Consider the following 11,475-nt stretch of genomic DNA (forward strand, 5'->3'; position numbering starts at 1 on the left):
CAGATGTGAGCCATGATCCCCACAGCCCTGCGACAACCGCTCTTTATCCTCTCGGCCGGCCTTGCCGTCGCCGGTTGCGATAACGATCGGCTCCACACCATCTGCAGCAATCACCCCGAGCTCTGTCAGGATCTGGTGGACGACGGCTGGTGCCGCTACGAGCGCACCGATGTCATTCGCAGCCGCTTCTATCTGCAAGAGGAGCAGAGCGATCGCCGCAGCTACGAGCTGATGCGCAGTCTGGAGCGTTACATCAAGTGCGCCGAGCACTCCACCAACATCGAGTACAAGCGGGCCCGCGAGCAGAAGAGCCCGCGGGTAGAGGGGATGCTGGCCGCCGGCGATCAGCTGGCCCGGCTCGATGCGGCGACCCGCAACTCGCAGGACCCCTACCTGCTGCTCTGGCACTGGACCAACAACAGTGACGAGCGGGCTCGCCAGCAGTTTCTGGCGCAGGAGGGGAGCAAGGGGCTGGAAGAGCCCGACCTGCAGCTGGTGCTGGCCGGCATCTATGCCAAGAGCGAGCCGGACAAGGCCATCGCCATCCTGCACCACGGCCTCTCCCTCTATCGCGAGGGGGAGCAGGTCAACAGCCGTCTGCTCACCTCCCTCAGCACCCTCTACATGGGCCAGAAGCAGTATGAGCAGGCCTATCTGTGGGGCAAGGTGAGCGAAGCCTTCCCGAACAACCCCGAGGTCTCCGCCAAGCGTTTTGGCCTCTACTACAGCCTGAGCAAACCCCGTCAGGATGCCCTCGATGCCCAGGCGGCCGAGATCGTCCGGCAACTGCAAGGCGGCAGCTACCGACCCTGAGGAGATGATGAGCAACCCATCCGGGGCCAGCGTCTGGCCCGAGCCCTTCGACCTCTCGTTTGTGCATGGAGAGATAACCACCGATGGCCGTACCCTGGAGCGCCTCACGGTGCGCGCCGTGGTGCTGCGCGGCGACGAGCTGCTGCTGGTTCACTCCCGGGTCAACGGCGATCTGATGTTCCCCGGTGGCGGGATCGAGGCGGGGGAGAGCCACCATGTGGCGCTGGCCCGCGAGCTGCTGGAGGAGTGCGGTGCCGAGCTGCTGGACGTTGGCGCCCTGCTTGGCGAGACCCGCGAGTATCGCGCCGCCCGCGAGCTGGGGTTCGATGCCTACTGCATCCGCTCGCTCTACTATCTGTGCCGGATTGGCGAGCAGCTGGTGGCGCCGCAGCCGCAACCCTACGAGATCCGGCTTGGGTTTGTGCCGGGCTGGTTTGCAATCGATGAGGCGCTGCAGACCAACAAGACCCAACTGGCGGGGCCATGCCCCCAGTGGACGGCGCGGGAAACCCGGGTGCTGGCCCAGTTGCAGCGCTGGCATCAGCAGGGGCGCTTCGAGGAGGAGTGACCATCAGGAGTGACAAGGGGGGCGCTATGCCTCTCGTTGTCGTCTATATCGGGGGTGGCAGCGCGCCTCGCCTGCTCGTATAGCGGACGGCTTCATGGCTCAGATTGTTGCAAATAAATCGGTTGGAATTTTCTACCTGTTGCACTGATGAGACAATCTTGCCTTGTCGGTGCGTCCGGCTTGCCGGCCATGCTGGCCAGCAGAGGCGTCCGATATGTCGCCATACCAGCTAAATCGATGTATGCGGGGGGCATCGGCAGCCTTGATAGCCGCAGCATCAGCCAACAGAGATGAGCCATAAAAAGAGATGAGCTATAAAAAAGAGCGCCTCGGGGCGCTCTTTTTGTTGCTGCTGGCGAAAGGAGGGGGGGGTCACACCTCTTTCCTGCGAGGTTATTTAACCTCTTCGCCCTTGGCTTGCAGATCCGCGTGGTAGGAGGAGCGCACGAAGGGGCCGCAAGCAGCGTGGGTAAAGCCCAGCTCCATGGCGACATCTTTCAGCTCGTCGAACTCTGCGGGCGGCACGTAGCGCTTCACCGGCAGGTGGTGGCGGCTCGGCTGCAGATACTGGCCCAGAGTCAGCATGTTGACGCCGTGGGCGCGCAGATCTTTAAGCACCTCGACGATCTCTTCGTTGGTCTCGCCAAGGCCCATCATCAGACCGGACTTGGTCGGCACGTGGGGGTGCATCTCCTTGATGCGGCGCAGCAGCTCCAGCGACCACTTGTAGTCGGCACCCGGGCGGGCAACACGATACATGCGCGGCGCGGTTTCCAGGTTGTGGTTGAACACATCCGGCGGGGTCTCGCGGAACACCTCAAGGGCTTGCTCCATCCGGCCGCGGAAGTCCGGGGTCAGGATCTCGATACGGGTCTGCGGGCTGTGCTCGCGGATCTCGCGGATGCAGTCGGCGAAGTGCTGGGCACCGCCGTCGCGCAGATCGTCGCGGTCCACCGAGGTGATCACCACGTACTTGAGGTTCATCTCCTTGATGGTCAGCGCCAGCTTCTTCGGCTCTTCCGGATCTAGGGGGAGCGGACGGCCGTGGGCCACGTCGCAGAAGGGGCAGCGACGGGTGCAGATGGCGCCCATGATCATGAAGGTGGCGGTGCCATGGTTGAAGCACTCCGCCAGATTGGGGCAGGAGGCCTCTTCACATACCGAGTGCAGTTTGTTCTTGCGCAGGGTGCTCTTGATGTGCTCGATCTTCTGGCTGGAGGGAGGCAGCTTGATCCGCATCCAGTCCGGCTTGCGAAGAAGTTCCTCGTTGGGATCCGGCATGAATTTCACCGGGATCAGGGCCATCTTGTCGCCATCGCGCAGCTTGACGCCCGGCTCCATACGAACGGGTTTGCTCATGATTCACTCTCGGTGTTTGTTATTGTTTGATAGCCAATCAGGCGGGCCAGCTCGGCCACCAGAATGGATTGCGCCTCGGCCACGCTTTGCGGGCCGCCCAGGGCGCTGGTCTGGGTCATGGCCATGCCCGCATAGCCGCACGGATTGATGTGCAGGAAGGGGGTCATGTCCATGTTGACGTTGAGGGCCAGCCCGTGGAACGAGCACCCCTTGCGGATGCGCAGGCCGAGCGAGGCCAGCTTGGCCTCCATGCCGAGGTCGTTTTTCACATAGACCCCGGGAGCATCAGCCTTGGCGTAGGCGGCGATATCGCTTTTCGCCAGGGTGTTGATGATGGCCGTCTCCAGCGCCGTCACCAGCTCGCGCACCGAAAACTTGCAGCGGCGTACATCCACCAGTACGTAGAGCACCAGCTGGCCCGGGCCGTGATAGGTCACCTGACCGCCGCGATCGCTCTGCACCACCGGAATGTTGCCCGGGTTGAGCAGGTGTTCGGCCTTGCCGGCCTGACCCTGGGTGTAGACGGGATCGTGTTCGACCACCCAGAACTCGTCCGGGGTGTCGCCGGTGCGGTTGTCGGTGAAGGCTTTCATGGCGTCCCATACCGGCTGGTAGGGGCGGCGACCCAGATGTCTGACGATAAGCGTGTTCTGGGCGGGGATCCCGGATGACATGGCTTCCTCACGGCGGCTCAATGGCCAAAAACAGTCGCCCCGCAGAACGGGGCGAGAGAGACATTACAGTACGTACTTCACCAGCTCGATCTTGCCAAGGGCGGTGTACATCGCTTCGATGTGCTCCTTGCTCTGGGCAGTCACGGTCACGCGAACCGAGTGGTAGTTGCCCTTGGAGCTGGGCTGGACGGTCGGGCTGTAGGTGCCGGGGGCGTGCTGCTGCAGCACTTCAACCACCATGTCCGGCAGCGCCGGGTCGGCAATGCCGAGTACCTTGAACGGGAATTTGCAGGGAAACTCCAGCAGTTCGTCAAACTTGGTATTCATTTACTCACCTTTGGGTGTCTTCATGGCGTCGTCACGGGATGACGCACTCTTGTTTGGCGCTTGGCCGATGGCCCGCGAGGGCCGCCATCTCAAGTCTATATGGGCATGGCCCGTGCCGGGATCAAGGCCCGGATCGTCAGACATGAGTGGGGGTGGTGCTTTTTACCACAAATCGGCATGGGGCGGAACCTGCAGTTTACAGGGTTATTCACTGGCTGGAGCCACCAGAAACAGCAGCGGCGCCTGTTGGCGCCGCTGTATGGTGAGGATTGTGCGTCCCGATTACTTGAACCAGCTGGAGACCAGCATCACCAGGTAGTCCCACAGACGGCTCATCAGGCCACCCTCTTGTACATCTTCCAGGGCAACCAGCGGAACCTGCTTGATCTCCTTGTCACCCTGTTTCAGGAACACGGTACCAACGCGCTGACCCTTGGCCAGCGGGGCTTTCAGTTCGCTCTCAAGCTGGAAGTCCGCTTTGAGGTTGTTGCCCTGACCGCGGGTGACCAGCACGGAGATATCCTTGTCGACGCCCAGTTTCACTTCCGGCTTGTCACCCATCCAGATCTTCTGGGTGACCAGTACGGTGCCCGCCTTGTAGGGGGTCAGGCTCTGGAAGAAACGGAAGCCGTAGGTGAGCAGCTTCTTGCTCTCGGCGGCGCGGGAGGCTTCGCTGTTGGCACCCAGCACCACGGCGATCAGGCGCATGCCTTCGTTGTTGGTGGCGGAGGAGACCAGGTTGTAGCCGACCTGGCTGACGTGGCCGGTCTTGATGCCGTCAACTTGCAGGGACTGATCCCACAGCAGACGGTTGCGGTTGTGCTGGGTGATGCCGTTGAAGACGAAAGACTTCTGGGAGTAGATCTTGTACTCCTCCGGCAGGTCGCGGATCAGCGCCTGACCCAGACGGGCCATATCGTGAGCAGTACTGTAGTGACCTTCCGCATCCAGACCGTGCGGGTTCATGAAGTGGCTGTCTTTCATGCCGAGCTTGGCGGCCCAGCTGTTCATCAGGCTGGCGAAGGAGTCGGTGCTGCCGGCCAGGAATTCGGCCATGGCGACGCAGGCGTCGTTGCCGGACTGGATGATGATGCCCTTGTTCAGGTCATCAACGGAGACCTGCTTGCCCACCTCGATAAACATCTTGGAGGAGTCGGAGTAGTTCTTGGACCAGGCGTTCTGGCTGATGGTCACCATGTCGGTGCGCTTGATGTTCCCCTTCAGCAGCTCCTGGCCGATGATGTAGGAGGTCATCATCTTGGTCAGACTGGCGGGCGGCAGGCGCTCTTCGGCGTTCTGCTCGGCCAGCACCTGACCGGAGTAGTAGTCGATCAGAATATGGGCCTTGGCGGAGATCTCGGGTGCGGCGGGAACAACAACCGGGTTGCTGTTCGGAGTAGGAGCCGGCATCGGGGTATTGGCCTGAGCGGTGGCGCTGATCAGTGAGGCCAGAAGAACTGAACGGGCAAATTTGGACATCTTGAAATTCCTGCGATCCAGATGGGGATAAAATGCGGGCCTAACTATACCAGATGCGCCCGCAGGTTATAGCCCGACATGGCGATCAGAACTGGTTTTTTATCCATCACTTAACGCCAGCACGCCATAAAACGACGTGATGGCGGTAAGTAAGCGGTTAGTCACACCCGCAGCAAAAGGGTAGTGATCAGGGAACGATAAAGGCCTGTTCGAGGCCACCCTGACGCACTTTTTCCAATGTTGCGGCTTGCTGGTCGGCCGCAACAGGGCCAATCAGCACCCGGAAAATGGCGCCATGGCTATCGATCCGGTAGGGGAGGCCATAACGCTGGGTCATCACCTTGCCCATCGCCTCGGCCCGCTGCAGGGAGCCGCTGGCCAGCACCTGGATCATTTTGCCGTCACCGCTGCTGGCAGGGGCTGCCGCCTTGGCCGGAGCCGGTTTGGCCGGTGCCGCTTTGGCAGGTTGGGCTGCGGGTGCCTTGACGGGCGCCGCTTCTGCGGCCGGCGCAGCCATGGCGAGCTCGGTCGGTTGACCGATGAAGCCATCCTGTGACATCGCCTGAGGTGCAGCGGCGGCAGCCGGGGCGGTTGGCGTCATCTCGATGGGCTTCATCGGCTCCATGATCACCATCTGATCCGGGGTGTCGTTGATGAGTTCGAGCCGCACCCGCGCCTCGCCACCCTCGATCATCTCGAGCTGTTTGGCGGCGGCGGGGGAGAGGTCGATGAGGCGGCTGCTGTCAAACGGGCCGCGATCGTTGACCCGCACTATGGTCTCCAGCCCGTTGTCCAGATTGGTGACCCGCACGTAGCTTGGCAGCGGCAGGTTGCGGTGGGCGGCGCTGAACAGCTTGCTGTCCTGCACGTCGCCATTGGCGGTCTTCTGGCCATCGAGGGAGGGGGAGAGCCAGCTGGCTGTGCCCTCTTCGCTGTAGTGCTTGATATCGCGCCACACCTCGAATTTCTCCTGGCCGCGCCAGTAGTCCCGGTTGCCGCTGGTGCTCAGGGGCTCGGGACGCGGGATGGCGCCGGTGGCTTGCGGGATCTCGATAACGGGCGGTTTGCTGGCGGGCGGCAGATCGACCGGGGCGGACTGTTCCGGCTGGCTGCTACTGCAGGCGGCCAGCAACAAGCTCAGGCTGAGCGGGAGGAGTTTGTGACGAAGATGCATACGCTTCCTGAATGGCTTGGCTAAGTTGATACACCGCCATCGCGTAGAGCGGGCTGCGATTGTAGCGGGTGATCACATAAAAGTTATGCCGTGCGACCCAGTATTCCGGTCCATCGGCTTGATCAAATGCCAGTAACTTGACCGGCGTCTGCGGGGCCAGCGGCGTGGCGAGCTCAATCCCTGCCGCCGCCAGTTCTGACCACTGTTGTGTCAGCTCGAGCTCTCGCCTGAGCAGGGGATCAACCGCCATCAGCCCGATCTGGGCCGGCTCGACCACCGCTTCGCCCCAGCGCCACTGGTGGCTGGCGAAGTAGTTGGCCACGCTGCCGATGGCATCGGCCGGATTGGTGAAGAGATCCCGTTTGCCATCGCCGTCAAAATCGACGGCGTAGTGGCGATAGCTGGAGGGCATGAACTGCCCCATCCCCATGGCCCCGGCATAGGAGCCCTTGAGGGTATCGAGTTGCCACCCCTCCTCTTTGGCCAGCAACACCAGCTGGGCAAACTCCTTGGCAAAGAAGTCGCTGCGCTCGGGGTAGTGAAACCCCAGGGTGTAGAGGCTGTCCAGCACCGGATGACGGCCCATCTGGCGACCGTAGAAGGTCTCGATGCCGATGATGGCCACGATAAGCGAGGCCGGTACCCGATAGGTCTGCTCGGCTCGCGCCAGCGTGGCGGCATGCTGCTGCCAGAACTGCAGGCCATCCCGGATGCGATCCGGGGTAACGAACAGCGGCCGGTAGCGATGCCAGGGCTTGGCTTCCCACGGGCGGCTGATGGTGTCGAGCACCTCCTGCCGTAGCCGGGCGCTGGCCACAGCCGCCTGCAACTCGGCCAGTGGTACCTGCTGCTGTTCGGCGAGCAGGGAGAGCCCGACAGGTTCGACGGCAGCCTCTGCTGTAAGGGCAACAAGCGAGAGCAACAACCCAACCAGACGCATCAGGCAAGCAGTCTTCTATGAGTCTGGATGGACATTAGTATGCCAAAACCGGCCATCAGGGTCACTATGGCGGTGCCGCTATAACTCACTAACGGCAGGGGGCCATTACCGCCGGCAGAATATATCCACCTCATCATGCCAGCAGCCTTCTGTGGGTCTGAATGGACATCAGTATTCCGAAGCCGGCCATCAGGGTCACCATGGAGGTGCCGCCATAGCTCACCAGCGGCAGGGGCACCCCTACCACCGGCAGGATGCCGCTTACCATGCCCATGTTGACGAACACATAGACGAAGAAGGTGAGGGTGATAGCGCCACCCAGCAGCCGTTCAAAGCTGTTCTGGGCCTGCATCGAGATAAACAGGCAGCGGCTGATGACGTAGAGATAGAGCACCAGCAGCAGCGCTACCCCCACCAGACCGAACTCCTCGCTGAATACCGCGAAGATGAAGTCGGTGTGGCGCTCGGGCAGAAACTCGAGCTGGGACTGGGTTCCCTGCAGCCACCCCTTGCCAAAGACGCCGCCGGAGCCGATGGCAATCTTGGACTGGATGATGTGGTAGCCGCGGCCGAGCGGATCTTTCTCCGGGTCGATCAGCATCATGACCCGCTGGCGCTGATAGTCGTGCATCAGGAAGAACCAGAGCACCGGCATAAAGGCCGCAATCAGCAGCACCGCCAGTCCGATCAGCCACCAGCTGAGCCCCGCCAGGAAGATGACGAAGAAGCCGGAGGCAGCCACCAGAATGGAGGTGCCAAGGTCAGGCTGGGCGGCAATCAGCAGGGTTGGCAGCAGCACCATGATGAGGGCTATCACCACGTGGCTGAGTTTGGGGGGGAGCGAGTGACGGCTGAGCCAGGCGGCGACCATGATGGGCATGGAGAGCTTCATCACCTCGGAGGGCTGGAACTTCATAAAGCCCAAGTCGAGCCAGCGCTGGGCCCCCTTGCCGATATGGCCGAATACGTCCACTGCGATGAGCAGCAGCACTACCCCGACAAACAGCGGCACCGACCAGCGGGCGTAGAGGGAGGGCGGCAGCTGGGCCATGCCGATCATCAGGGCAAAGGCGAGTCCGCCGCGCACCAGCTGGCGCACGATGGAGTCCATATCCTGGCCGGAGGCGGAGTAGAGCACCACCATGGAGAGGGCGATGACGGCCAGCAACCCCAGCAGCAGGGGCAGGTCGATGTGCAGCTTGTACCAGATACTCTGCTGGCGGGCTGAATTACTCATTGGTAGCAACCTCACTCGGTTTGGACGGCTTTTCCGGTGCCGGTGGCAGTTGGGGTTCGGGCGGCAGCAGGAAGGCATCCATCATCTGGCGTGCGATGGGGGATGCGGCACGGCCACCACCACCACCAATGGAGTTCTCCAGCACCAGCGCAACGACCGCCTTGGGGGCTTCAAAGGGGGCGTAAGCGACGAATAGCGCATTGTCGCGATGCTCCGCCTTGACGGTTTTGATGTTGTAGACCTGGTTTTCTTTCAGGCCGACCACCTGAGCGGTGCCCGACTTGCCACCCGAGGAGTAGGGGGCCTTGGCAAACGACAGGCGACCACTGCCTTCGCTGCCATGGTTGACGCGCCACATCCCCTCCTGCGCCACTTTCCAGAAGCTGTCGTTCTTGAGCTTGAGGGCGATGTTGGGGTTGACCGGGGCATCGACCACGCCCGCCTGCGAGGCGGTGCTCTTGAGCAGGTGCGGGGTGACGTCGTGACCGTTCTGGGTCAGGATGCTGATCGCCTTGGCCAGCTGCAGCGGGGTGGCACTCCAGTAACCCTGACCGATACCGATGGAGATGGTGTCACCCTGATACCAGGGCTGACGCCAGCGAGCCATCTTCCAGTCGCGGGACGGCATGACCCCCTTGCTCTCCTCATAGAGGTCGACACCGGTGTACTGACCGAAGCCGAACTTGGTCATGTAGCTGTGGATCTTGTCGATGCCGACCCGGTAGGCGAGATCGTAGAAGTAGGTGTCGGCCGATACCTCGATGGCGCGATAGACATCGAGCCAGCCATGACCCCAGCGGCGCCAGTCGCGGAACTTCTTGGTGGTACCGGGAATGGAGAAGCTGGGGCCACCGAAGTAGCGATAGCCCGGGGTAATGGCCCCTTCGTTGAGGCCCATGATGGACATCATGGGTTTGACGGTGGAGGCGGGGGCATAGATGCCCTGGGTGGTGCGGTTGACCAGCGGCCGCGCCGGATCGTTGAGCAGCGCCGAGTAGTTGGGGCCCGAGATGCCGGTCACGAACAGGTTGGGGTCATAGCTCGGGCTCGACTCCATGGCCAGAATGGCGCCGGTTTTGGGATCCATCATCACGATGGCGCCACGCTGTCCGGCCAGCAGCTGCTGGGCCTTGAGCTGCAGCCGCACATCGATGTTGAGGTAGATATCCTTGCCGGGAACCGGTGGCTGGAACTTCAGGGTGCGGACAATCCGGCCGCGGTTGTTGACCTCGACTTCCTGATAGCCCGCCACGCCGTGCAGCTCATCCTCGTAATACTTCTCCACCCCCTGCTTGCCGATATCCTTGGTGGCTGCGTAGTTGGCGAGTTTGTCTTCCTTGTCGAGGCGCTCCACGTCGCGGGTGTTGATCTTGGCCACATAGCCCAGCGCATGGGTGAGGGTGTCACCAAACGGGTAGTAGCGCTTGAGGTAAGCCTCGATGCTGGCACCCGGGTAGTTGTGCTGGTTGACCGAAAAGAGCGCCACCTGATACTCGGTCAGCTTCTCGTAGAGGGCGACCGGTTTGAAGCGGCGCTGGCGCTTCACTTCGGCCAGAAACTTCTCTTTTGTCCCTTCCGGCAGCCCCAGCAGAGCGACCAGCTCATCGGCGGTTTTGGCCAGATCCGGCGTCTCTTCAGGGACAATCTCCAGACTGTAGACGGGGCGGTTTTCCGCCAGCAGCACGCCGTTGGTGTCATAGATGAGGCCGCGCGGCGGCGCCACCGGCACCACCCGGATGCGGTTGGAGTTGGAGCGGGTCTGGTAGGTGTCGTAAGACTCGACCTGCAGGTAATAGAGATTGCCCAGCAGCACCAGCATCAGCACGACGATGCCGATGTAGGCTACCAGAGTGCGCCGGAAGAACAGATTGCCCTCGGCACTGTGATCGCGCATCTCGATGCGTTGTTTCAGCATGCCTTTACCTCAGAACCATTGGGGCAATAACAGCAGGAGCGGCATTGTTCACTCTCTGTGATTCGCATGTGTGTCGGGGAGGGTGAGCCACATCCTGGCTCACTCCCTGTGATACGGGTGATTGGTGGTAATGCTCCAGGCACGGTAGAGGCTCTCTGCGACCAGTACCCGCACCAGCGGGTGGGGCAGGGTCAGCGGCGAGAGCGACCAGCTCTGCTCGGCGGCCGCCTTGCACTCCGGTGACAAGCCTTCCGGCCCGCCTACCAGCAGGGCGACATCGCGGCCATCGAGCTTCCACGCCTCCAGCTGGGTAGCCAGTTGTTCCGTGGTCCATGGCTTGCCCGGAATGTCGAGGGTGACGATGCGCGAGCGGCCAGCGGCAGCCAGCATGGCTTCCCCCTCTTTTTGCAGAATGCGGGGAATATCGGCATTTTTGCCCCGTTTGCCGGCGCCAATCTCCACCAGCTCGAACGGCATGTCTTTCGGGAAGCGGCGGCGATACTCTTCAAAGCCATGCTCTACCCAGGCGGGCATCTTGGTGCCCACCGCGATCAACTGAATCTTCATGTCGGTACTTTGCTGCTCTCGTTATTGCGTGTTCACTTGAGCGGCACCGCCCCACAGTTTTTCCAGCTGGTAGAAGTCACGATGTTCATCCTGCATCACATGCACGATCACCGATCCCATATCTACCAGTACCCACTCTCCGCTCAGCTCGCCTTCCACGCTCAGCAGGTCGAGCCCGGCATGACGGGCTTCACTGGCCAGATGGTTGGCGATGGAACAGACGTGACGGTTGGAGTTGCCGGAGCAGACGATCATGGTGTCAGTGATGCTGGATTTGCCGCGTACATCGAGGGTGATGATATCGCGGCCTTTCATGTCATCAATCTTGTCGATGATAAAGGCGTGAAGTTCTTGGCCTTGCAATGAGTCTCTCCTGTATTCCGGCGCCTGACAGCGTGAGGGCGGCGGATTATATCATGGTC

Annotated in this window: 12 protein-coding genes; 2 read left to right on the forward strand and 10 right to left on the reverse strand. The window is 61.7% G+C overall.

All coding sequences use genetic code 11. The annotated features are described in order from the left end of the window. The first annotated feature begins 12 nt into the window (after positions 1-12). Positions 13-813: a DUF2989 domain-containing protein gene (locus AAHA39_RS14280; protein ID WP_156853066.1), complete on the forward strand. Its 801-nt coding sequence runs from the start codon at positions 13-15 to the stop codon at positions 811-813. A 7-nt stretch (positions 814-820) separates the two neighbouring features. Then, on the forward strand, positions 821-1,381 hold the full coding sequence (locus AAHA39_RS14285; protein WP_182927999.1) for an NUDIX domain-containing protein: 561 nt from the start codon (positions 821-823) through the stop codon (positions 1,379-1,381). A 393-nt stretch (positions 1,382-1,774) separates the two neighbouring features. On the opposite strand, the gene lipA is transcribed toward AAHA39_RS14285, so the two are convergent. From lipA to rsfS, 10 genes are all read right to left on the reverse strand, one after another. Next, positions 1,775-2,740, reverse strand: a complete 966-nt coding sequence (gene lipA, locus AAHA39_RS14290; protein WP_041209955.1) for a lipoyl synthase — start codon at positions 2,738-2,740, stop codon at positions 1,775-1,777. Next, on the reverse strand, positions 2,737-3,414 hold the full coding sequence (gene lipB, locus AAHA39_RS14295) for a lipoyl(octanoyl) transferase LipB (protein WP_033112719.1): 678 nt from the start codon (positions 3,412-3,414) through the stop codon (positions 2,737-2,739). The genes lipA and lipB overlap by 4 nt, the downstream gene beginning before the upstream one ends. Positions 3,415-3,477: 63 nt before the next feature. Continuing rightward, positions 3,478-3,741: a DUF493 family protein YbeD gene (gene ybeD / locus AAHA39_RS14300; protein WP_005348100.1), complete on the reverse strand. Its 264-nt coding sequence runs from the start codon at positions 3,739-3,741 to the stop codon at positions 3,478-3,480. Between the two features lie 282 nt (positions 3,742-4,023). After that, positions 4,024-5,220, reverse strand: coding sequence for a D-alanyl-D-alanine carboxypeptidase family protein (locus AAHA39_RS14305; RefSeq protein WP_033112718.1), 1,197 nt, complete (start codon positions 5,218-5,220; stop codon positions 4,024-4,026). A gap of 187 nt (positions 5,221-5,407) precedes the next feature. Next, positions 5,408-6,394, reverse strand: a complete 987-nt coding sequence (locus tag AAHA39_RS14310) for a septal ring lytic transglycosylase RlpA family protein (RefSeq protein WP_320656371.1) — start codon at positions 6,392-6,394, stop codon at positions 5,408-5,410. After that, positions 6,333-7,334, reverse strand: a complete 1,002-nt coding sequence (gene mltB, locus AAHA39_RS14315) for a lytic murein transglycosylase B (protein WP_320656372.1) — start codon at positions 7,332-7,334, stop codon at positions 6,333-6,335. The genes AAHA39_RS14310 and mltB overlap by 62 nt, the downstream gene beginning before the upstream one ends. 133 nt (positions 7,335-7,467) lie before the next feature. Beyond that, positions 7,468-8,571, reverse strand: a complete 1,104-nt coding sequence (rodA, locus tag AAHA39_RS14320; RefSeq protein ID WP_041209958.1) for a rod shape-determining protein RodA — start codon at positions 8,569-8,571, stop codon at positions 7,468-7,470. Continuing rightward, positions 8,564-10,486 (reverse strand): penicillin-binding protein 2, encoded by a 1,923-nt coding sequence (mrdA, locus tag AAHA39_RS14325; RefSeq protein ID WP_041209959.1) that lies wholly within the window; start codon positions 10,484-10,486, stop codon positions 8,564-8,566. The genes rodA and mrdA overlap by 8 nt, the downstream gene beginning before the upstream one ends. 99 nt (positions 10,487-10,585) lie before the next feature. Then, complete coding sequence (gene rlmH / locus AAHA39_RS14330) at positions 10,586-11,053, reverse strand: 23S rRNA (pseudouridine(1915)-N(3))-methyltransferase RlmH (protein ID WP_005335166.1); 468 nt, start codon at positions 11,051-11,053, stop codon at positions 10,586-10,588. A gap of 21 nt (positions 11,054-11,074) precedes the next feature. Continuing rightward, positions 11,075-11,416: a ribosome silencing factor gene (gene rsfS / locus AAHA39_RS14335; RefSeq protein ID WP_320656373.1), complete on the reverse strand. Its 342-nt coding sequence runs from the start codon at positions 11,414-11,416 to the stop codon at positions 11,075-11,077. Positions 11,417-11,475 lie beyond the last annotated feature (59 nt).

The sequence above is a fragment of the Aeromonas sp. SE22 genome, from assembly GCF_038739755.1.
Taxonomy (GTDB): domain Bacteria; phylum Pseudomonadota; class Gammaproteobacteria; order Enterobacterales; family Aeromonadaceae; genus Aeromonas; species Aeromonas jandaei.